General features: G+C 65.1%; 22 protein-coding genes. 15 read left to right on the forward strand and 7 right to left on the reverse strand.

Going from position 1 to position 22472, the window contains the following annotated elements; all coding sequences use genetic code 11:
* Positions 1–3 precede the first annotated feature (3 nt).
* The 15 genes from FJ414_RS05500 to FJ414_RS05570 all read left to right on the forward strand — a co-directional run bounded on the left by FJ414_RS05500 (position 4) and on the right by FJ414_RS05570 (position 15648).
* Positions 4–630, forward strand: coding sequence for a hypothetical protein (locus FJ414_RS05500; RefSeq protein ID WP_140642140.1), 627 nt, complete (start codon positions 4–6; stop codon positions 628–630).
* Positions 627–2033 (forward strand): MotB family protein, encoded by a 1407-nt coding sequence (locus tag FJ414_RS05505; protein WP_140642142.1) that lies wholly within the window; start codon positions 627–629, stop codon positions 2031–2033. The genes FJ414_RS05500 and FJ414_RS05505 overlap by 4 nt, the downstream gene beginning before the upstream one ends.
* Complete coding sequence (locus tag FJ414_RS05510) at positions 2030–3442, forward strand: chemotaxis protein MotC (RefSeq protein ID WP_140642144.1); 1413 nt, start codon at positions 2030–2032, stop codon at positions 3440–3442. The genes FJ414_RS05505 and FJ414_RS05510 overlap by 4 nt, the downstream gene beginning before the upstream one ends.
* A complete protein-coding gene (locus FJ414_RS05515; RefSeq protein WP_140642146.1) occupies positions 3439–4806 on the forward strand; it encodes a flagellar hook-length control protein FliK in 1368 nt (455 codons plus the stop codon). The genes FJ414_RS05510 and FJ414_RS05515 overlap by 4 nt, the downstream gene beginning before the upstream one ends.
* Positions 4757–5326: a lytic transglycosylase domain-containing protein gene (locus tag FJ414_RS05520; protein ID WP_181181536.1), complete on the forward strand. Its 570-nt coding sequence runs from the start codon at positions 4757–4759 to the stop codon at positions 5324–5326. The genes FJ414_RS05515 and FJ414_RS05520 overlap by 50 nt, the downstream gene beginning before the upstream one ends.
* Positions 5327–5547: 221 nt before the next feature.
* Positions 5548–6216 carry a response regulator transcription factor gene (locus FJ414_RS05525; protein ID WP_140642148.1) on the forward strand — a complete coding sequence of 223 codons (669 nt, stop codon included), beginning with the start codon at positions 5548–5550 and terminating at the stop codon, positions 6214–6216.
* A gap of 214 nt (positions 6217–6430) precedes the next feature.
* Positions 6431–7684 carry a flagellar hook protein FlgE gene (locus tag FJ414_RS05530; RefSeq protein WP_140642151.1) on the forward strand — a complete coding sequence of 418 codons (1254 nt, stop codon included), beginning with the start codon at positions 6431–6433 and terminating at the stop codon, positions 7682–7684.
* Between the two features lie 29 nt (positions 7685–7713).
* A complete protein-coding gene (gene flgK / locus FJ414_RS05535) occupies positions 7714–9165 on the forward strand; it encodes a flagellar hook-associated protein FlgK (protein ID WP_140642155.1) in 1452 nt (483 codons plus the stop codon).
* 3 nt (positions 9166–9168) lie between these two features.
* Positions 9169–10218, forward strand: coding sequence for a flagellar hook-associated family protein (locus tag FJ414_RS05540; protein ID WP_140642157.1), 1050 nt, complete (start codon positions 9169–9171; stop codon positions 10216–10218).
* Positions 10219–10249: 31 nt separating this feature from the next.
* Positions 10250–10597: a flagellar biosynthesis regulator FlaF gene (gene flaF, locus FJ414_RS05545; RefSeq protein WP_140642159.1), complete on the forward strand. Its 348-nt coding sequence runs from the start codon at positions 10250–10252 to the stop codon at positions 10595–10597.
* Positions 10594–11031: a flagellar biosynthesis repressor FlbT gene (gene flbT, locus FJ414_RS05550; protein WP_140642161.1), complete on the forward strand. Its 438-nt coding sequence runs from the start codon at positions 10594–10596 to the stop codon at positions 11029–11031. The genes flaF and flbT overlap by 4 nt, the downstream gene beginning before the upstream one ends.
* 1 nt (position 11032) lies before the next feature.
* Positions 11033–11440 carry a flagellar hook assembly protein FlgD gene (gene flgD / locus FJ414_RS05555; RefSeq protein WP_027165132.1) on the forward strand — a complete coding sequence of 136 codons (408 nt, stop codon included), beginning with the start codon at positions 11033–11035 and terminating at the stop codon, positions 11438–11440.
* A 126-nt stretch (positions 11441–11566) separates the two neighbouring features.
* Positions 11567–11833: a flagellar biosynthesis protein FliQ gene (fliQ, locus tag FJ414_RS05560; protein WP_140642163.1), complete on the forward strand. Its 267-nt coding sequence runs from the start codon at positions 11567–11569 to the stop codon at positions 11831–11833.
* Between the two features lie 154 nt (positions 11834–11987).
* Complete coding sequence (gene asnB, locus FJ414_RS05565; RefSeq protein WP_140642165.1) at positions 11988–13853, forward strand: asparagine synthase (glutamine-hydrolyzing); 1866 nt, start codon at positions 11988–11990, stop codon at positions 13851–13853.
* Between the two features lie 151 nt (positions 13854–14004).
* A complete protein-coding gene (locus tag FJ414_RS05570) occupies positions 14005–15648 on the forward strand; it encodes an MFS transporter (protein WP_140642167.1) in 1644 nt (547 codons plus the stop codon).
* Positions 15649–15704: 56 nt separating this feature from the next.
* Here FJ414_RS05570 and FJ414_RS05575 read toward each other — a convergent pair whose 3' ends face one another.
* The 7 genes from FJ414_RS05575 to FJ414_RS05605 form a co-directional block, all read right to left on the reverse strand.
* Positions 15705–16073, reverse strand: coding sequence for a cupin domain-containing protein (locus FJ414_RS05575; RefSeq protein ID WP_140642169.1), 369 nt, complete (start codon positions 16071–16073; stop codon positions 15705–15707).
* A gap of 67 nt (positions 16074–16140) precedes the next feature.
* Positions 16141–17526: an FAD-binding oxidoreductase gene (locus FJ414_RS05580; RefSeq protein WP_140642172.1), complete on the reverse strand. Its 1386-nt coding sequence runs from the start codon at positions 17524–17526 to the stop codon at positions 16141–16143.
* Between the two features lie 81 nt (positions 17527–17607).
* The gene (locus FJ414_RS05585; protein WP_140642173.1) at positions 17608–18720 is read right to left on the reverse strand and encodes an ABC transporter ATP-binding protein; all 1113 of its coding nucleotides are present in this window, start codon (positions 18718–18720) and stop codon (positions 17608–17610) included.
* Positions 18717–19514 (reverse strand): ABC transporter permease, encoded by a 798-nt coding sequence (locus FJ414_RS05590; protein WP_140642175.1) that lies wholly within the window; start codon positions 19512–19514, stop codon positions 18717–18719. Before FJ414_RS05590 ends, FJ414_RS05585 begins: the two co-directional genes overlap by 4 nt.
* On the reverse strand, positions 19514–20383 hold the full coding sequence (locus tag FJ414_RS05595; RefSeq protein ID WP_140642177.1) for an ABC transporter permease: 870 nt from the start codon (positions 20381–20383) through the stop codon (positions 19514–19516). Before FJ414_RS05595 ends, FJ414_RS05590 begins: the two co-directional genes overlap by 1 nt.
* 19 nt (positions 20384–20402) lie before the next feature.
* The gene (locus FJ414_RS05600; RefSeq protein ID WP_140642179.1) at positions 20403–21476 is read right to left on the reverse strand and encodes a PotD/PotF family extracellular solute-binding protein; all 1074 of its coding nucleotides are present in this window, start codon (positions 21474–21476) and stop codon (positions 20403–20405) included.
* Between the two features lie 38 nt (positions 21477–21514).
* On the reverse strand, positions 21515–22183 hold the full coding sequence (locus tag FJ414_RS05605; RefSeq protein ID WP_140642181.1) for a cupin domain-containing protein: 669 nt from the start codon (positions 22181–22183) through the stop codon (positions 21515–21517).
* Between the last annotated feature and the right edge of the window lie 289 nt (positions 22184–22472).

Here is a 22472-nt window from a genome sequence, read left to right on the forward strand (position 1 = left end):
GCCATGGCCTCGGCGCTCTTCGATCTCCTGCCCGATTTTGGTTCGCGGACCCCGCGTGTCAGCCAGCCGCCGTCCGCGCGCGCCGCCGAGCATATGCCTGCCGCAGCGCAGGCGCCGCAGGCCGATATCGGCGCGCTGATCGCCGAGGCGGTTGCCGATGCGGAGGCGTCGCTCGAGGCACGCCTTGCGCTCTCCCATCGGGCTGCGCTCGACGCCGAGCGTCAGGCCAGCGACGATGCGGCGAAAGCTTTCCTTGAGAGCTTCGGCGGCGATCTCGGCGCTGTCGTCGCCACGCGCATCGAGGCCATGGAGCAGCGCGTTGCCGAGCTTGCCGGCGCGACCGTCGCGCGTATCGTCGGCGGCCTTCTCAGCGACGACCTGCAGCAGCGTTCGCTCCTGGCCCTTTCGCGCGTGATCGGCGCCGCGGTCGCCGATGGCGAGGCCGTGCGTATCGGCGTCCGGGGGCCGCTCTCGCTGTTCGAGCCGCTGAAGGCGGCGCTTGGATCCCGCGCCGCCAATCTCGACTTCACCGAGGCTCCGGGCTTCGACCTGACCGTCACCATCGACGAAACGGTGTTCGAGACGCGTATCGCCGAATGGTCGGCGTCCTTGTCGGAGGTCCTGTCATGAGCGCCGTCGACCATGCCGACCCCCGGCACGAGATCATCATCGTCAAGCGCAATCACGACGGTCATGACGACGCTCACCATGGTGGCGTGTGGAAGATCGCCTTCGCTGACTTCATGACGGCGATGATGTGCTTCTTCCTCGTCATGTGGCTGATCAACGCCGCCAACGAGCAGACCAAGGCAGCCGTCGCCAGCTATTTCAATCCGGTCGAGCTGATCGACCGCAATTCCAGCCGCAAGGGCCTGGAGGACCTCGGCGATGGCCCGAGCAAGGTCGGGCTGACCGCGGACAACCCGCAGCAGGGCGCGACCAAGGCGGGCGATAACGGCAAGGGCGGCGCCGGTTCCTCCGAGCGCCGGCAGACCAAGGACGGGGCGCAGGATGCCCAGCTCTCCGATGAGAAGCTGTTCGCCGATCCCTATGCGGTGCTGGCGGAGATCGCCGCCGATACGGGCGTGATGCAGAACGTCAGCGCCAAGGGTGAAGGCGGCGCCCAGACGGCCGGTCCGGCAACCGGGGCCTCCGGCGGCGAATCCTATCGCGATCCGTTCGCGCCGGATTTCTGGTCGCAGCAGGTGGCGGCGCCTGACGCCGAGGCAACCGCCGAGCGCGCCAAGATCGATGGCGATCCGGTCGTCAAGCCTGGCGACAAGGTCGCCACCGTCGCGGTGCCGAAGGTGAAGGCCGTTCCGGCCGCCCCTCCGCTGACGGCCGCGCCGCTGGAACCGCTGGCGGCTCCGGAAGGCACCGACGCCAAGGGCGAGCAGAAAGCCGCGCAAAGCAAGGCCGGAAAGCTGTCGAGCGAAGGGAAGAAGAGCGAGAAAGCCGACGCCGACAAGCGCGAGATTGCGGACACCGACACGAAGGCTGAAGCGGCCAAGGCGGAAAAGACCGAATCCGAGCAGGCCGCCGACAAAGGTGACAAGGCGCCGAGCAAAGCCGCCCTTCAGCAAGCGGCGGATATCAAGAAGGAACTCGCCAAGGCATTCCTGCCGGGCGAAAAGCTCACCGACGGTGTCTCGGTCGAAGCCACCGACAAGGGTGTCGTCATTTCGATCACCGACCAGCTCGATTTCGGCATGTTCGAGATCGGCTCGGCCATGCCGCGCCGCGAGCTGGTGCTGGCGATGGAAAAGATCGGCCGCATCATCAACGAGAAGAAGGGCACCATCACCATCAGCGGCCACACCGATGCGCGACCGTTCCGCAGCGACGCTTACGACAACTGGCGGCTGTCCACCGCGCGCGCCCATTCGGCCTACTATATGCTGGTGCGCGGCGGCGTCGACGAAAGCCGCATCACCGAGGTCGCAGGCTTCGCCGACCGGCAGCCCAAGATCGCCTCCGATCCGATGGCTGCCGCGAACCGGCGCATCGAAATCCTGATGGCGGCCGGCAGATGAGGGCCAGGACCGTCATCGGCGGCGCGATAGCGCTGCTGCTGTTAGGCGCGGGGTCGTCACCGGCGGCTTTCGCGCAGGATGCGCTGCAGCCCTATCAACTGGTGCGTTCGCTGCAGCTGGTCCAGGATCGTATTGCCGGCGGCGATCACGCCGCGCTGCCGATGCAGGCAAAACTCCTCGAAATGATCGACGCCCGGATGCGCGACGCGAACGCCGAGGATTTCAAGGAGCCGAAGAACTTCCGCGCCTTGCTCGTCTATGGCATGAGCGGCGGCAATCCGGTGACGGTCGCGGCGGCGGCTTCGCGCGCGGTAACCGACCCGCAAAGCCTGGCCCTCGCCAAAGGCGTCGTCGCCTATCTGAGCGGGCAGCCGGCCGAGGCGATCGAAATGCTGAAGCCGATCGATCCGATGAGCGTGCCCGCCGATCTCGGCGCCTTCCTGGCGCTGGTCAAGGGCTCGCTGCTTGCGGCCGACGACCCGTCGGCAGCGCTTGCGCTGCTCGACGAAGCACGCCTGCTCAGCCCCGGCACGCTAGTCGAGGAGGCTGCGCTTCGCCGCTCCGTGGGCATCGCGGCCGCGCAGGGCGACGCAGCACGCTTCGCGCTGGCTTCGACCCAGTATGTCGCGTCCTTTCTTTATTCGCCCTACGCCAGCCAGTTCGCCGATGCCTTTGTTTCCGGCGTCATCACGCTGCACATGGCCATCAGCCAGGACAAGATCGCCGATATCACCTCGATGATGGATCCCGAGCGCGAGAAAGTGATCTACCTGCGCATCGCGCGCCGTGCCGCGATCGACGGGATGACGGAGCTCTCGGCTTTCGCCTCGGCCAAGGCCGAACTGGGCCGCAACGGCGACGGCAACCGGGATGATCCGCGCACCCAGCTCTATTCGAGCCTCTCCACCATGACATCGGCCAATGTCGATGAAGTACGCGCCAAGTTGGGCAAGATCGATCGCGGCAAGCTTTCGCAAGGCGACCGCGACCTGCTCGACGCCGCGCAAGCTGTCGCGGGCGAAGTGATGGCGCCGGTGAAAGCGGCCGCCAATGCTGGACCTAAGCCGGCAACCGTTGCGAAAAGTGACGAGGCGAAATCAGCGACGGAGGCCTCGGCCGATCCGGCCAATGCGGACTTGCCGCCGGTGGAAGGAGCGATGCCCGACAAGCCAGCGGTCGCTGCAAGCGATCAGGCGAAAGACACGACTTCGCCGCCCGCTGTCCCGCAACCGGCGCAAGCATCGGCTGAAACGCCGGCGTCCGCTCCGGCACCGATCGACGCCGCGCCGGTGGTGCAGGCATCGGCGCCGGCCACGCCCGATCCGCAAGACCCGATCGATGCGGCGGTGACCAGCACTCGCCGTCAGCTAGACCAGATCGACCAGTTACTCGGAGCAGCCCCCAAATGACCAGCGTCAACCAGACCCTGCCGGGCTTTGCTTCGACCCAGCCCCGGCAGCACTCGACCGGCGGCGAGGACAAGGATCAGAATTTCGGTGACCTGGTGCATGGGCCCGAGAAGACCGACCGGCCACAGGACAGGCACGCGACCGGACCGGTGATGCCGGACGCGCATCCGGCAAGGCGCTCGGCGGCCAATGCCGGCAAACAGGAGCCGGACCAGGGCCCGCAGGAGGGGAAGACCGGCTCGCAGAAAGCAACCGCGGGAAAGTCCGGGAAGACCACCGCCCAGGCCGATCAGGCAAAGCCGACGGCGGACAAGGATTCCACGGCGCAAACCGACGAGTCCGCGCCGCTGCAGGATCGCCTGCCATTGCTGATGGCGCTGAGCGACATGAAACATTTCGCGCAATCGTCGGGCACGGGCGGCAAGGGTTCCGCCGACGGTGAAGAGGCCGCGAGCGACGGAACATCGTTGAAATTGCGGCTGCGCCCAGGCAAGCGCGAGGCGGTCGACGATTCCGCCGAGCCGCAGTCGCGATCCGCTCGTTTGATGGCGGCTGAAGATCACGGGCCCGACTTCGGGCAAAAGCCGGCGAAGGCGGACATGGCTCTCGACATGGCGGGCCGCAACGATACCAAGATCCTGCCGAAGCAAGGGAATGAACCGCAGGCCGACAACCCGGTACCGCCGCAAGGTTGGCGGCCGGCTTCCGCCTCCAAGGCATCGCAGCAATCCCAGTCGAGCACGCAGCAGACACCGGCCAAGCCGTCTTCTTCCGCCACACGCATGGACGTCGTCAGCCAGCAGAGCTTCCCGGCGCCGGCACAAAACCCGATCGGCCAGACGGCATCGGCGCTGGTTGAGGCGCTTGTCTCCGACAACGGCGTCCAGCAGGCCTTCGCAAGCGCCTCGGCAGGCTCGCAGACGACCAATTCTGTTGCCGTTCCGACACATGTGCTGAAGATCGAGCTCCACCCCTCGGAGCTCGGGTCGGTTATCGCCAGCCTGCGGCTCTCGGGGGAGCAACTTTCGATTGAGATGAAGCCCGAGACACACGAGGCATACCGCCGCCTCACCGCCGACAGCGACGCCATCGTCAAGTCCATGCGCAGCCTCGGTTTCGACGTCGACAAGGTTACCATCCTGCAACCCTCGATAGCAGCGCATGCGGCCAGCCGCGCCGACGCAAGCAGCGCCATGCCGATGTCGACGGGCCGCGACCAGCCTTCGTTCCAGCCCGGGAACTCGGGCGGCAACGGCGCGGGCGGCGGCCGGCAACCGGGAAGGAACGATGGCAATGGCGCACAGGAATTCGGTCATGCCGCTTCGCCTCTTCGCGAGCGCGCTGACGACGATATGTATATCTAGTTTCGCTGCCGGCACGGCCAGCGCCGCCGCCAATTCCTGCGAGCCGGAGATCCTGCGCGCCGCCGATCGCTACGGTGTGCCTGCCGGGATCCTCTACGCCGTCGGCCTGACCGAGACCGGAAAGAAGGGCAGCCTTCAGCCTAATGCTTTGAATATAGAAGGAAAAGCCGTTTTCCCTCGCAGTCGCGGCGAAGCGCTCGCCGCATTCGAGGACGCGCGTCGCGAGGGCAAGACGCTGATCGATCTCGGCTGCATGCAGATCAACCATCGCTATCACGGCGATCATTTCCGCAGCGTCGAGGACATGCTCGACCCGCATCAGAATGTCGACTACGCCGCGCGCTTCCTGGCGAGCCTGCATGCTCGGCATATGACCTGGTCGATGGCCGTCGCTCGCTACCATGCCGGTCCCGACAACGACCCGGCACAGAAGGTCTATGTCTGCCGCGTCATCGCCAACATGGTCGCCACCGGCTTCGGCAAATGGACGCCGAATGCCAGCACTTTCTGCAACCAATAGTTGTCAAATTTCGGATCCAGCCGACCTTCGCCAGCCTATCCGCCGGCGCCAATGTTCGTCTGCCAACAGTTGGCGCGAGTACACCCGCACAACCGCTTTTATTACGGCTCCCAAAAAAACTCCCAAGAAAATAGCTACAAGAAATGATGGTTTTTCAGGATTCGTCGAGCCGGGTAGCCCTTTCCGCACGGGGCAAGTGAAATGATTCGGAGGGCGGGCCGATGATCGTGATCGTTGACGAGCGAGAGCTCGTGACAGAGGGCTACTCTTCACTTTTCGATCGCGAGGGCGTGGCCACGGCCGGCTTCGCCCCAGGCGAATTCGGCGAGTGGGTGAGTTCCGCCGCCGACACCGATCTCAGATGCGTCAGGGCTTTTCTCATCGGCGACTGCCGCGATGGCGCGATATCGCCGCGCCAGATCCGCGACCGCACCGGCGCGCCGGTGATCGCGCTCAGCGAACATCACTCGCTGGAACATACGCTGCGGCTGTTCGAAAGCGGCGTCGACGACGTCGTCCGCAAGCCAGTGCACATCCGCGAGATCCTCGCCCGCATCACAGCCATCCGCCGCCGCGGCTCCGAAGAGGCCGCCTATACCGAAGTCGGGTCGATGCGTATCTTCATGGACGGCCGCGATCCGGAGATCAACGGCGAGCCGCTGCCGCTGCCGCGGCGCGAGCGGCGCATCCTGGAATATCTGGCCAGCAACCGCGGCCGGCGCGTGACCAAGACCCAGGTCTTCAACGCCATCTACGGCATCTTCGACGAAGAGGTCGAGGAGAACGTGGTGGAGAGTCACATCTCGAAGCTGCGCAAGAAGCTGCGTGAGAAGCTCGGCCACGACCCGATCGATTCCAAGAGATTCCTCGGCTACCGGCTGGTGTTTTGATGGCCGCCCTCAAGCATGATCCCGAACCGAAGGTCAGCGAAAGCAAAAAGTGGGAACCGGTTTTCGGACAAAGGTCATGCTCCAACAAAGAGTTAGAGCGTGATGGCGATTCAACGAAGCGCCATCACGCTCTAGGCACATCCCGCACCAGCCTCGCGCAAGACACGAGGCATAATTTTATGGCCTCCTACCCAGGCACTGCGGAGATCGATCGATGAGCCTCTACGGAATGATGCGGACCGGCGTTTCCGGTATGAACGCGCAGGCCAATCGCCTCTCCGCGGTGGCCGACAACATCGCCAACTCGGACACCACGGGCTACAAGCGCTCTTCGGCCGAGTTCTCGACACTGATCATGCCCGGCACCGGGGGCGCCTATAATTCCGGTGGCGTGACCACGACGATCCGCTCGGCCGTCGGCACACAAGGCGTCATGACCTACACCACCTCGGTGTCCGACCTTGCCGTCAACGGCGACGGCTTCTTCGTCGTCCAGGATGCCAGCGGCACCCCCTATCTCACCCGCGCCGGCTCCTTCGTTCCGGACGCGCAAGGCCGGTTGGTCAATGCCGCGGGTTACCAGCTCATGGCCTACAGCTACGCCAATGGCGACCCGGCCGCGACCGCCAACGGCTTCGAAGGCCTCGTGCCGGTGCAGATCTCCGACCAGCAGATGACGGCGACGCCGAGCACCGAGGGCCTGTTCTCCGGCAACCTGCCGGCGGGAGCGACGCCGCCCTCCGGCCCGCTGCCGTCCACCAACGACCCTAACGCGGAATACACGTCGAAAACCTCGCTGGTTGCCTATGACAATCTCGGCAACAAGAAGCTGCTCGACGTCTACTTCACCAACACCGGCGCCGGCACCTGGCAGGTCTCGGTCTTCGACCAGTCGAAGGCGACCGCGGGCACCTCTTTTCCCTATACGGGCGGCGCTCTGGGATCGGCCAACCTCACTTTCGACACCACGACAGGCAAGCTTACCGGCGCGACGGACAGCGTCTCGTTCACGGTACCGGGCGGCTCGACGCTGGACCTCGATCTCTCCCAGCTGACGCAGCTCGGCACCGGCTTCACCGTTGCCGACGCCAAGGTCAACGGCAACGCGCCGAGCTCCATCCAGAAGGTCCAGATCGGCCAGGACGGCATCATCTACGCGCAGTTCGAGGATGGCTCGACCAAGGCGCTTTACAAGATCCCGCTGGCCGACGTTCAGAGCCCCGACAACCTCACCGCAATGCCCGGTAACGTCTATGTGCAGAGCACCGACTCCGGCGCCGTCCACATCGGCTTTGCCAATGAAGGCAAGCTCGGCTCCATCGTCTCCGGGGCGCTTGAAAACTCCAACGTCGATATCGCCGAGGAACTGACCAACATGATTGCGGCGCAGCGCAGCTACACCGCCAATTCCAAGGTCTTCCAGACCGGCTCGGACCTGATGGACGTCCTCGTCAACCTGAAGAGATAAACGACGGGCGCCGCCCGTGAAAGATCAGCATGTCGCTTTCCTCCGCACTAAGCATTGCCCAATCGGCGCTCCTGGCCACGTCCAAGCAGACCAGCGTCGTATCGCGCAATGTGGCCGACGCGTCGAATCCTGACTATACCCGCCGCATCGCCGTGGTGACCAGCACGGCGCCCGGCGCCCGGGCGGTGGAAATCCAACGCGCGGCGAATGATCTCCTGTTCCGCCAGAACCTTTCGGCGCTGTCGGCATGGAGCGGCCAGAGCGCGCTTTACAACGGCATGGATCAGCTCGATCTGTCGGTCAACGGAGTCGACAACGCGTCGTCCCCCTCGACGGCAATCGCCAACCTGCAGCAGTCCCTGCAGCTTTACGCCACGACGCCATCAAACCAGAACCTCGGCACCAGCGTCGTCGACGCCGCCAAGCAGGTGGTGAACTCTCTCAACAGCGGCACCAAGGCGATCCAGGACTTCCGCACCCAGGCCGACAGCCAGATCTCCACCGCCGTCAACGATCTCAACTCGCTGCTCAGCCAGTTCCAGGACGCCAACAAGGCGGTCATCTCGGGCACTCGCTCCGGCACGGACGTGTCCGACGCGCTCGATCAGCGCGACGCGATCCTGAAGAAGATATCGGAATACGTTCCGGTCTCCACCTTCACGCGCGGCGACAACGACATGGTCATCACCACCAAGGACGGTGCGACGCTGTTCGAGACTGTGCCGCGTTCGGTGACCTTCGCGCCGTCGTCCGGCTATTCGGCCGGCACGCCCGGCAACGCCGTCTATATCGACAACGTGCCGGTCTCTGCCGGCACCGGCGACAACACCACCGCCGACGGCAAGCTTGCAGGCCTTCTGAAGCTGCGCGACGGCGTTGCCTCGACCATGCAGAGTCAGCTCGACGAGATCGCGCGCGGCCTGATCACGGCATTTGCCGAGACCGCGCCGTCGCAGCCAAATGCTGCGGGCCTGTTCACATGGTCGGGCGCCCCGGCAATTCCGGCCGCTGGCACCCTGGTCGACGGCCTCGCCGGCACGATCAGCGTCAACGCCGCCTTCGATCCGAGCGCCGGCGGCAATCCCGCGCTGTTGCGCGACGGCGGCGCCAACGGCGCGGCCTATGTCGTCAACACCGGCGGCGCATCCTATTCGGACCTGCTGATCGGCTACGGCAACAAGCTCGATCAGCCGATGGCCTTCGACAGCTCGGCCGGTATCACCGTCAGCTCGGGCGTCTCCGACTACGCGGCCAATGCCATCGGCTGGTTCGAAGGCGTGCGCCAGCAGGCCTCGACCAATGCCGACAGCAAGCAGGCACTGGCCGCGCGCACGGCCGAGGCGCTGTCCAACGACACCGGGGTCAATGTCGACCAGGAGATGTCCCTGCTCCTCGACCTCGAGCACACCTATCAGGCCTCGGCGCATATGATGAAGACGGTCAGCGACATGCTGGACTCGCTGATGGCCGCGGTAGGATAATCCATGAAAGCGACAGGCGTTTCCTCAGCTGCCATTTCCAACGCGCTGCGTTACCAGCAGGCGAAGATGCAGGCTGACCTCATCAAGGCGACCAAGGAATCGCAGACCGGCACCGTCGCTGATGTCGGCCTGGCGCTTGGCAGCCGCACGACCCAGGCCGTCACCTTTCAGCGCGACCTCGACCGGCTGAACGGCATCGTCGATTCCAACGCGCTCGTCTCAGCGCGCCTGACATCGACCCAGGATTCGCTCGGCCAGATCGCCGGTGCCGCGCAGAGCTTCCTGTCTGCCCTGACCAGCGGCGTGTCGGGCGACTCCTCGACCAGCATCCTGCAGACCGCCGGCTCCTCGGCGCTGCAGCAGATGACGGGCATCCTCAACACCAGCGTCAACGGCGAATATCTGTTTGCCGGCACCAACACCGACGTCAAGCCGGTCGACGATTTCAACGCCGCCGGCTCGCCGGCCAAGGCTGCGTTCGATGCCGCCTTTTCGAGCTATTTCGGCTTTACCCAGACAGATCCGGCGGCGGCCAACATCACCGCCGCGCAGATGGACGACTTCATCACCACCCAGGTCGAGCCGCAATTCCTGGGCGCCGGCTGGCAGGCCAACTGGTCGGGCGCCACGGACGACCAGATCACCAGCCGCATTTCGCTCAACGAGACCACCCAGACCTCGGTCAGCGCCAACGAGCAAGGCATCCGCAAGCTCGCCATGGCGGCTACCATGGTCCGCAGCATGCTCACCGGCAGCATCAGCGAGGCCGCCCAGAACGCCATCGTCAGCCGCGCGCAGGCGCTGGTCGGCGATGCCATCGGCGGCATCACTCAGATACGGGCCGAGACAGGCATTGCCCAGCAACGCGTGTCCGACGCCAGCGACCGCATGAAGACGCAGGTCGACCTCTTCGAGAAGCATATCGTCGACCTCGAAGGCGTCGATCCGGCCGAAGCCGCCACCCGCGTCGCCGACCTGACGCAGCATATCGAGACCTCCTTCGCCTTGACCGCGCGTCTGCAGCAGCTCAGCCTGCTGAACTATCTGACTTGAACACATAAACCGGAACGCCAGAGCGCCGACGATGTATCAATTCTCCTACGCCGACATCCAGACCGACTCCGTCGCCGATGCCAAGGACCGGGAGCGGCAGTTGCTCACCCGTTCGATCGACATGCTGGCCGCCGCGGCAGCCGTCGGCACCGAGTCGATGGAAGCGGTCGAGGCGCTGCACTTCACCAACCGCATCTGGACCACCTTTGTCCAGGATCTCGGCTCCAGCGACAACGCCCTGCCCAAGGAGCTGCGCGCCAACCTGATCTCCATCGGCCTGTGGCTGCTGCGCGAGACGGAAGACATCCGCCAGGGCCGCACCAACAATTTCGAAGGACTGATCGAGGTCTCCCAGATCATCCGAGACGGCATCCAATGACCAACACGCTGAAGATCTCGCTGAAGCCCAACGAGAAGATCTATGTCAACGGCGCGGTCATCCGCGTCGACCGCAAGGTCACCATCGAGCTGATGAACGACGTGCAGTTCCTGCTCGAAAGCCATGTCATCCAGGCCGACCAGGCGTCGACGCCTCTCAGGCAGCTCTATTTCATCGTGCAGATCATGCTGATCAACCCGGTCGGCGCCTCCGAGGCGCGCGACATGTTCCGCCGCTCGCTGCCGATGCTGATCGCAAGCTTCGACAACCAGGACATCTGCAAGGGCCTGAAGCAGATCGACCGGATGGTCGGCGAGGATGATATCTATGAGGCGCTGAAAGCGATCCGCGCCCTCTATCCGCTCGAGCGCAGGGCGCTCGAAGACAATGACGACATTCCCGAAACGCCGCGCGCATTGGCTGTAGGAGCATAAGATGGCCGTGGACATGACGACAACGATCCCGGTTGGCGCCAACCAGGCCAGCCAGCAGACCTCGAAGACGGCGGTGGATTACCAGTCGTTCCTGAAGCTCCTGATCGCCGAGATGAAGAACCAGGATCCGACCAAGCCGATGGATTCGACGCAGTATGTCGCGCAGCTCGCCACTTTCTCCCAAGTCGAGCAGTCGGTGCAGACCAACACCAAGCTCGACCAGATCATGCAGTCCTCGGCCTTGTCGCAGGCCGACGCGCTGATCGGCCGCTCGATCACCTCGGCCGACGGCAAAACCACCGGCACGGTGGCGTCGGTGACGCTCTCCAGCAGCGGCCTTATCGCCGTGCTGCAGGACGGCACCCAGGTCCCCGTCGGCGCGGGTGTGTCGATCAAGCCGGCCGCCTAAGCAGGTTTTCCGAAAGGGGGGCCGGTTTCGGGATAAAGACATGCTTAAAATCAAAAAAGCTAAAGCAGGTCGCGTGAAACGTTTTTCACGCGACCCGCTTTAGCCGGCTTCGCACAGGGGCAGCCCATGAACGAGGCCGACGCCCTCGATATCGTCCAGTACGCCGTGTGGACGGTGCTTACGGCTTCCGCCCCCGTGGTGCTGGTGGCGATGGTGGTCGGCATCGGCATCGCGCTCATCCAGGCGCTGACCCAGATCCAGGAAATCACGCTTACCTTCGTGCCGAAGATCGTCGCCATCATGCTCGTGGTGGCGCTGACCGGCCCGTTCATCGGCGGCCAGATCTCGGCCTTCACCAACGTCATCTTCGGGCGCATCGAACACGGCTTCTGACGCGAAGCCGCAGCGAGCGTCTGGCGGCCTGTTCGCAAGCCGCGAGATCGCTTGCGGCGGCGTTTCTTGCAGCTAGATTGTAGGCGCGACGGCGTCGGCCGACGTCTCAGGCGATTCAGGAAGCGATGCATCAGGCAAGAACGGCCGGCGGGCCATGTGCGGAATAGCCGGCGTCTGGCGAAAGCGCGATCCGATCGGCAGCGGCGATCGTCGCGACGTCGCGCGCATGATGCAGGCCTTGGCGCATCGCGGTCCCGACGATCACGGCAACTGGAATAACGCCCGCCTGGCGCTCGGCCACCGCCGGCTGACCATCATCGATCCATCGCCCGCCGCGCGCGAGCCGATGCTGACCGCGTCCGGCGACGGCGTGCTGTGCTACAATGGCGAGGTCTATAATTTTCGCGCGCTGCGCAAGACGCTGCAGGCGGAAGGCCTGACGTTCCAATCGGTCTCCGACACCGAGGTGGTGCTTCAGGCCCTGCATCACTGGGGTCCGCAAAAAGCGGTGCCGCTGTTCGACGGTATGTTCTCCTTCGCCTATTTCGATGCCCGCGACGGCGCCCTGTGGCTTGCCAGGGACAGGCTGGGCATCAAGCCGATGTCGGTCGCCGAAACCGGCGACCGCGTGCTGTTCGCCTCGGAGGACAAGGCGATCCTCGCCTGCCACGACTTTGCGCGCCGGATCGACACGCGCGAGCTGACGCTGCGGCTTGCCTGGCAGAGCCGCGATTCGAGCTACAGCGTTTTTGACGGCATCGAGCGGCTCCCACCGGCAAGCCTTTGGAGGATCACCGGAGACGGCATCGACAGGCGCCGCTTCTGGCACGTCCTCGATGTTCTCGATACCACGCGCATCGCCGGCGACAGGACGTCCGACGCCGAGCATATGGCGACGCTCGAGAGGCTGCTCGAGGAAAGTGTCGAGCTGCATTGCATCGCCGATGCCAGCCTTGCAACCGCCTGCAGCGGTGGCGTCGATTCCGGCCTGATCACCGCGCTTGCCAAGCGCTTCAGGCCAGAGCTGCACGGCTACGTCATCGACCAGAAGCTCGGCCACAGTGAAGCGCCGGACGCCGAGCGCACCGGTCGCCATGTCGGCGTCAGCCTGCGCCGGGTGGCTTTCGACAAGGACCGGTTCCTCGAGCTCTGGCCGCGCGCGATCTGGCACATTGAAACCGACGGCTGGCATGCCAGCCACGCCGCGTTGCTGGCGCTTGCCGAGCAGTGCCGCGCCGACGGCGTCAAGGTGCTGCTCACCGGCGAGGGTTCCGACGAGCTCTTCGGCGGCTACAAATGGCAAGCATCGACGATCAGGGTCTGGCGCCAATCCTGGCTGCAGCGCCTGTTCCGCTCGAAGGCCAGGCAGGACCGCAAATTCGCCGAATTGCGCCGCGCGCCGTTTCGAAACTCGATCGGTCGCGGCTCGCCGACGGACCGCATCATGGCGCTCAGAGCCCTGTCGCCCGAGCTGAACTTCCTGCAGACAAAGCTGTTCGACAGGCTGGAAGGCGTCGCGCCGGCCAGCGACCGCGCCTTCCTGGCAAGCTGCTTCTACGACCTCTACTCGCATCTGCAGGACCTGCTGCACCGGCACGACCGGTTGAGCATGGCGGCCTCCGTCGAGCTCAGGGTGCCGTTCCTCGAGAACCGGCTGATCGACTTCGCCCTTCACCTGCCGCGCAGGCGGAAATACCGCGACGGAACCGGTAAGTGGCTGCTGAAAAAGGCGGCCGAGCGCCATCTGCCGCGCGAAAACATTCGCGCCGAAAAGAACGGCTTCGAGATGGATGCCGCTTTTTCAGCCGGAACGCAGGGCCTGCTGCGCGGCGGTGTGCTGCGCGACGCGATGAAATGGTCTGCTTCCGAATTGGACGACCTGATCGACATGGCAAGAAGCCAGGAAACGTCGCGCCTGCGTCTCGTCGGCATGGAAATGCTGCTCAGGCTTTACATGAATGGCGAGACGGCAGGCGGCCTGACCGAGGCCCTGCATGCCGAGGCGAGAAACGCCAAATAGCCAAAAGTTGGTCCAGACCGGCCAGATGCTTGGTTTAAAGCTTCGCCGACGCATTTTCGCCTTTGCCTTCCTGTTGTTGGGCCGCACTCTTTGGCGAGTCGCCTGCCCTTCCGGGTGCGGCGAGCCCTCTACAGCGGACGAAGGCGCAACCATGATCGACGACGAGCCGGAAAGCGAACGCGTCTCCGCGCTGGCGCCGTTCCGGCACGGTATCTTCCGCGCCGTCTGGTCGGCCAGCCTGGTGTCGAATTTCGGCGGCCTGATCCAGGGCGTCGGCGCCGCCTGGATGATGACCACGATCGCCACCTCGCCCTACCAGGTGGCGCTGGTCCAGGCCTCGACCACCTTGCCGATCATGCTGTTCGCGCTCGTTGCCGGCGCCATCGCCGACAGCTTCAACCGCCGCAAGGTGATGCTGGTGGCGCAGACCTTCATGCTGGTCGTCTCGGCGCTGCTGACCTTGTTCACCTGGCAAGGCTGGATGACGCCATGGACGCTGCTTGCCTTCACCTTCCTCATCGACAGCGGCACGGCGCTGAACAGCCCGTCATGGCAGGCCTCGGTCGGCGACATGGTGCCGCGCGCCAAGGTGCCGGCGGCCGTCGCGCTTAATTCGCTGGGCTTCAACATCACCCGCAGCGTCGGCCCGGCCATCGGCGGCGTCATCGTCGCCGCAGCAGGTGCGGCGGCCGCCTTCGCCGCCAACGCCGTCAGCTATATCGGCCTGATCGTCGTGCTCGCCCGCTGGAAGCCGGCGCTGCCCGAGCAGACCCTGCCGCGCGAGTCGCTGGGCGCGGCGATGGGCGCCGGCCTGCGCTATGTCGCCATGTCGCCCAACATCGCCAAGGTGCTGGTCCGCGGTCTGGCCTTCGGCTTCAGCGCCGGCGCGGTGCTGGCGCTTCTTCCCCTGGTGGCGCGCGACGTCGTCAAGGGCGACGCGCTGACCTACGGCATCATGCTCGGCGCCTTCGGCATCGGCGCGGTCGGCGGCGCGCTGATCAGCGTGCGGCTCAGGCAGCTGCTGTCGAGCGAGGTGATGGTGCGCATGGCCTTTTGCGGTTTCGCCCTATGCGCCCTCAACGCCGCCGTCAGCCACAATGGCTGGCAGACGTCCGCGGGCCTGCTCATTGGCGGCGCCTGCTGGGTGATCGCGCTCTCGCATTTCAACGTCACGGTGCAGATGTCGACGCCGCGCTGGGTGGTCGGCCGCGTGCTGTCGATCTACCAGACGGCGACCTTTGGCGGCATCGCGCTGGGCAGCTGGATCTGGGGCGTCGTCGCCGACGCGCATGGCGCCGAGACCGCGCTGATCGCGGCGGCGGTCGCGATGCTCGCCGGCAGCGCCATTGGCTTCGCCCTGCCGCTGCCGCGGCAGACGGTGCTCAACCTCGATCCGCTCAACCGTTTCAAGGAGCCGATGCTGGCGCTCGATCTCAAGCCGCGCAGCGGCCCCATCGCCATCATGATCGAGTACGTCATCCGCGAGGACGACGTGCCGGAATTCCTTGCGACCATGGCCGAGCGCGGCCGTATCCGCCGCCGCGACGGCGCCCGCAACTGGACGCTCGCGCGGGATCTGGAAAATCCGTCGGTTTGGATCGAGCACTACCACACGCCGACCTGGGTCGAGTATATCCGCCACAACCGGCGCGCCACCCATGCCGACGCCGTGGTCGGCGAACGCATCCGCGCGCTGCACAGCGGCGAGAACCCGCCGCGCGTGCGCCGCATGATCGAGCGCCCGACCACCGCCGGCACGACGCTCGTCTCGCCGAAAGGCCCGATCGATCACTGACGGCACGTCGTTCGAAGCACGCTTCCGGCAAACGACATGCGCCGAAGGATCAGGGATCAATCGGCGCTCTGGATCATGTAGAGCTTGCGGGTGGTCTCGTGGATGCGCCACTCGCCCTTCCATCCCTGCGGCAGGACGAGAAGGTCGCCCGGCCCCAGCTCGCGCATCTCGCCATCGGCGCTGCTCACCTCGGCGCGGCCGCAGATGATGTGGCAGATCTCCGACGAGTTCGTGCGGTCGGCGGTGAACCGTCCGGGCGTGCATTCCCAGATGCCGATATCGATGGTTCCGTCCGGCGATTGGAAGAACGACCGCGCGGCCTCCATCTGATCCCCTTCGAAAGAGGTCGGCTTCGGTGAAAAAGCGCCGATGTCGGCCTTGGCGAGGTCGTGGAAAGTCGAGAGATCGATCAAGCTGGTCTCCATGGGTCAGGGCAATTCCAGCGGTCTGGAACTGCGCGAAAACGAACGATTGGGCGGACGCCGAACCGCCCTAGTGGCCAGTCAAGCTGTCGGCCAGGGCGGCCAGCTTCGAGGTATGCGAAAGCCCGGCGGCCTCGCGGTTATCGGCGATGCGGTAGAGCTGGTACATCGAATGGACGCCCAGCCAACGGAACGGCTCCGGCTCCCATGGCCGCACCTTGCGGTTGACCCAGGGCAGCCGCGTCAGTTCGGTGCTCTCGCCGAGCACGAGATCGCTCAGCGTGCGCCCCGACAAGTTGGAGCTGGACACGCCGAGCCCGACATAGCCGCCGGCCCAGCCGATGCGCGTCGCGGGATCGAGGCCGACCGTCGTGCACCAGTCGCGCGGCACGCCGAGCACGCCGCACCAGGCATGATCGATGCGGCATCCCGCCGTCTGCGGCAGCAGCGTCGTCAGGATCGTGTGCAGCTGGTCGATCGTCGCCTGCTGCGTCTGCCCGTTGACGTCGGTGCGCGACCCGTAGCGGTAGGGCACGCCGCGCCCGCCCATGGTGATGCGCCCCTCGCGCGTGCGCTGGGCATAGCAATAGGCATGCGCCGCATTGCCGAGCAGCTCGTGCCCCTCCCAGCCGATCTTGCGCCAAAGTTCCTCCGACAGCGGCTCGGTGACGATCTGCGCGCTGTTGAGAGCCAGCCAGGTCCGCTCCTCTCCTGGAATGCCGGCCGTGAACCCTTCCGTGGCGCGAATGACGGTTTCGGCCCGCACCGTGCCATGGTCCGTTGTCACAACGCCCTTGGCGATCGCCGTCACCGTCGTCTTTTCGTAGATCGAAACACCGAGACGCTCGACCGCCGCCGCCAGCCCGCGCACCAGCTTGGCCGGCTGCACGCGCGCCTGGCCGTGGATGACGAAGCCGCCGAGTACATTGTGGATATTGATGCGCGCGCGGGTCGCAGCCTGGTCTAGCAGTTCGATGCGTTCGGGGTCGGCATCCCAGGAGCGGATCGTCTCGAATTCCTCGCGCACCCGCTCCAGCTGCGCCGGATTGGTGGCAACCGTCAGATTGTCGACGCGACGGATGTCGGCATCGATGCCTTCTTCCGTCGCCACCCGGATCACCTCGTCGACACAGCCGGCCATCGCCTTCTGCATGGCGGTGACGCCTTGCCGTGTCGACGTCTTCAAATACTTCTCGCGCGACCAGCCGAAGCCGCCCGATAGCCAGCCGCCATTGCGCCCCGAGGCGCCGAAGCCGGCAAACTCGCGTTCGACGAGCACGATGCGCAGCGATGGCTTCGCCTTCTTCAGATAGTAGGCTGTCCAAAGCCCGGTATAGCCGGCGCCGACGATCGCGACATCGGCCTCGATGTCGCCGGGCAAAGGCGGACGCGGCGCGGGGATATGACCCAGATCCGCATACCAGAACGAGATGTCGCCATTGCGCTTGACTTGCATGGGATGGCTTCCGCTAGAGCAATTCCAGGAAAAGTGTGAAACGGTTTTCGGTCCGGGATTGCGTTAAAACAAAGAGATGGATCAGGTGAGCGTTGTGTCGGCCGTGCTGTCGTCGGGCAGGAGTTTCGCATCGGCGCCGTCGAAGCAGAGCTCGACCTTCTCGCCGAGGCCAAAACTCTCGCCGGCGAGCGGCGAGCGCACGATCGCGGTCGAGCCGTCTGCGAGCTTCACTTCATATTTCGACCCCGAGCCGAGATAGATCGCCTCGGCGATCGTCCCCGACAACCGGTTCGTGCCGGCGGCATCCTGGCCCGATCGGCGGATGGCAAGCTTCTCCGGCCGCAGCAGCATGACCGGATTGGCTTCGCCGGCCAGCCGACGGGGCGCGGTGACCGTCTCGCCGGCGACACTCAGAGCCGTCCCGGTGCCGTCGCTTTTCGCCTCGCCGCGCAACACGGTGGAATCGCCGATGAAGCGGCCGACGAAGAGCGTCGCCGGTTCGTCATAGAGCTGGCGGCCGGTGCCGATCTGCTCGATGCGCCCGCGATTGAAGACGGCGATGCGGTCCGACAGCACCAGGGCCTCTTCCTGGTCGTGCGTGACATAGACGAAGGTGGTGCCGAGCTCGCGATGAATGCGCTTGATCTCGAGCTGCAGCCATTCGCGCAGCTTCTTGTCGAGCGCGCCGAGCGGCTCGTCCATCAGGAGCAGCGGCGGATCGAAGACGATGGCGCGTGCAAGCGCGACGCGCTGCTGCTGGCCGCCGGACAATTCGCTCGGATAGCGATGCGCGAAGTCGCCCATCTTGACCATGTCGAGCGCTCTCGCAACCCGCTTCTTGCGCTCGTCCTGCTTGATGCCACGCAATGTCAGCGGATAGGCGACGTTGCGGCCGACCGTCATATGCGGGAACAGCGCGTAGTGCTGGAACACGACGCCGATATTGCGCTTGTGGGCCGGCACGCCGACGACGCTCTTTCCCCCGACCAGAAGCTTGCCGCTGGTCACGTCGGTGAAGCCGGCGACGACGTTGAGCGTCGTCGTCTTGCCCGAGCCGCTCGGCCCCAGCAGCGTCATGAACTCGCCTGGCTCGATCCTGAGCGAGACACCGTCCAGCGCCTTGAAGGACCCGTAGGCCTTGCTGACCATGTCGAGGTCGATCGCGGCGCCGCGATTTTCCGCTCTCGGGTTCATAGGCGTCCCTTCCGTTCGCGGCCGAGGAGGAGCATGCCGCCGCCGATCAGGATCGTGGTGGCGAACAACAGGATGGTGCCGACGGCCGCGACCGTCGGGTCGGCATCGCGCGTGATCGAGGAAAATATCTGCACCGGCAACGTCTTGAGATAGGGGTTGGTGATAAAGAGCGACACCACGATCTCGTCGAAGGACGTGGCGAATGCGAACAGCAACCCCGACAGGATGCCGGGCAGGATCAGCGGCAGCGTCACCGTGCGGAACGTGGTCAGCGCGCCGGCGCCGAGGCTTGCCGCCGCGGTCTCAAGCCGCCTGTCGAACACTTCGAGATTGGCCGAAACCGCGATCAGCACGAAGGGCAGCGCCAGGATCGTATGCGCAAGCACGAAGCCGGTCAGCGTGCCCACGAGCTGCGCATCGAGATAGACGGCATAGATGCCGATGGCCAGAACCACGCCCGGCACGACCATCGGCGTCAGCATCAGCATGCGCAAGAGATTGGCCGGTCGCGCCTTCATGCGGTCGAGGCCGAAGGCGGCGAGCGTGCCGAGCACCGTCGCCAGCACCGCCACCAGCGAGGCGACCTTGAGCGAGTTGAGGAAGCTGGAAGACCAATCCGGGTTGGTGGCGAAATTCAGGTACCACTGCCAGGAAAAGCCCTGCGGCGGAAAGGCGAGCGACTTGTTCTCGTTGAACGACATCGGCACCACGACCAGTGTCGGCGCCACCAACCATATCGCCACCAGCAGGCAGACAAGCCCGAGGATGACGCGCGTGAGCGGCTTCATCTCCATCAGCGTCGCCCCGCTTCCCGATGCCTCGACCGCATCACCGGCGCCGCAAGCGCGAGCAGCACGAAGGTCGCGACCAGCAGCACCACGCCCATGGCGCCACCGCGTCCCCATTGCAGCAGGCTGAGCACCTGCGTCTGCACCAGCGTCGACAGCATGGTCGAGCGCGGTCCGCCGAGCAGCGCCGGCGTGATGTAGAAGCCCAGCGCCAGGATGAAGACGATGATCGCGCCGGCATAGACGCCTGGCAGCGACAGCGGCAGGTAGACGGTGAAGAACGCGCGCGATGGCCGCGCTCCGAGACTCCGCGCCGCCTGCACCAGCCTGAGATCGATCCCCTTCATCACCGAATAGAGCGGCAGGATCATGAACGGCAGGAGCACCTGCGCCATGCCGATCACCACGCCCGTCTGGGTACGGATCAGGCGGATGCCGTCGAAACCGGCCGATCTCAGCAGCGAGTTGATGACGCCGGAATCCTGCAGCAGGATCACCCAGGAAAGCGTGCGCACCACGCCGCTCACCCAGAACGGGATCAAGACGCAGAGCACAAGGACGAGCCGCGCGCGTGGCCCGACGGCGGTCATCAGATAGGCGTAAGGGTAAGCGCAGAGCACGCAGACCACAGTCACCCAGGCCGAGATCGTAAAGGTGCGCTGGAGCACCGTCAGATTGACGGGTGCGCCGAAGAACCAGGCATAGTTCTGCAGGCCCCATTGCGGCTCCGACAGGCTGCGCAGCACGATGGTGATTAGCGGATAGCCGATCACCGCGGCCAGCAGCACCAGCGCCGGCAGCGTGAGCGCGAACGGCCGCCATGCCCAGCCCGCCCGTTGCGGGGCGGAAGGCGTCGTCGGTTCGAGCGCGCTCACGGACCTCTCCTTCAGCCCGTCAGTTGCCGGCCATCAACGCCGACCACTTCTCCTGCGCCACGGCGAAGTTCGGGACCCAGAACTTGAAGTTCTGCTTGTAGCCCTGCTTCTGGCGCTCAGGCGTGTTGGTCAGGAAGGCGGCGACGGAGGCGTCGACCTTGGGCTGCGCGTCGCTGTTGATCGGCGTGTAGGACGTCTTTTCCGCCAGGATCTCCTGCGACTGCTTGCCGAGATAGGCGTTGAGCAGCGCGTAAGCGGCATCCGTGTCCTTGACGCCGACCGGGATCGTCATCTGGTCCATCACCACCAGCCAGTCCTGCCATGCGGGCGCATATTTGGCGCCGTTCTTGACCGCGGTCATGGCGCGGCCGGTCCACATCATCAGCATGTCGGCTTCGCCGGACTCCGCCAATTGCTGCGATTCAGCGCCCGTCTTCCAGAAGATGGTGTCGGGACCGAGCTTGCGGACCACGTCGATGGCCTTGTCGATATCGGCCACCGTCATCGCCTTCGGGTCGCCGCCGGCGACCTTGAAGGCCTGTTCCAGCAGCCCGCCGGTCGGGCTGCCGGAGCCGTCGATCCCGCGCACGCCCGGGAACTTTTCCGTGTCGAAGAAGTCGGCCCAGCTCTTGGGCGGATTATCCTTGTACTTCTCCTTGTTGTACATCAGCACGACGCCGTAATTCATCGCCGGCACCGAGCATTCGCCGACCTGGCCTTCCGGGATTTTCGAGACGTCGAGCTTGGTCAGGTCCAGTTTCTGGAACAGCTTGCCGCAATAGACGTAAGGCGGCAGGTCGTCGGTATCGACGACGTCCCAGGTGACATTGCCGGATTCGACCTGCGCCTGCAGCTTGGCGATCTCGGTCGGACCGTCATTGAGCAGCTTGACGCCGGACTTGTCGACGAACTCCTTCAGCGCCGCCGCCTGTCCGTCCTGGTAGATGCCGCCATAGGAGACGAGCGTCAGGGTCTTGCCTTTCAGCGACCCCTCCTTGACCTCGCCCGCCACAGGCTTGTCCTGCGCAAAGGCCGCGCCGGTCAGAACGCCGAGCGCCAGAACGGCGCCGATGCCATATCTCGATTTCAACATAACGATAACTCTCCCATTCATGCCCGCGTTTTGATCAGCTACCTGGCGGCGGGCGGTTTCCAGGTCGTGTATTGGTCGAGCTCGGCGCGCGCCGAGGTCGGCGGCGCGATGATCCACATCACTTCGGCCCGGCCGCTGCCGATGTTCTCCGTGCGATGCGGGGTGGACGTGGTGTATTCGACGCTGTCGCCCTCCTCGAGGACATGGCTCGCCTCGCCGAGCGACACCTCGACGATGCCGCGTAGGACGATCAACATCTCATGCGCGTCGCCATGCGTGTATTGGTCGGACCCCGTCGAGCCGCCGATCTCGAACTCCCCGACATAGACTTCCATGTCGCTCAACGGGGGCCGCGACAAGAGCATCTTGCGACACCCGTCGCTGGGCGGCAGGCTGGGCCGCTCGCTGCGCCGCAGCACGCCGTGATGATTTTGAGCCGTGCTTTCGGCAAACAGCAGCGCGACGCTGACTCCGAGCGCCGAAGCCATCTGGTTGAGCGATGCCGTGCTGGCGCCGGTCAGGCCGCGCTCCAATTGGCTGATGAAGCTGGCGCTGGTTCCAGTCGCCTCGGCGAGGTCGCGCAAGGAAAGGCGGCGGGCAAGGCGCAGGCTCTTGAGCCGCATGCCGAGCACCTCTTGCGCGGCTGCTGCGACCGAACCGTTCCTGTCCCCGGTTGAAGCCTGGCCCTTATCGATAGCCTTGGGCATCTCGTTTGTTCTCCACTGAACATTTTGTACAGTGAGACTGTACAGAGCGCAAGCAGCAAGAATCCGTCGCTGCAGGCGGCTTCATAATGGGAGCGAACCGACACTCACCCTTTTGGAATTGAGATCAATTTACCGGCTTGGAATTGACAGGCTGCGGACCTGCCGGCGGCCAATATCTCGCGGTTCCCCCCGTGACCCGTCTGGTTGAGCCCTTCCAACGTCGTCATCCTCGGGTCTGCACGTCCGCTTCGCTCCCGCTCCGCCCGTGGCTGACGAAGTTTAGACGTCT

Source organism: Mesorhizobium sp. B3-1-6 (assembly GCF_006439555.1).
Classification (GTDB): domain Bacteria; phylum Pseudomonadota; class Alphaproteobacteria; order Rhizobiales; family Rhizobiaceae; genus Mesorhizobium.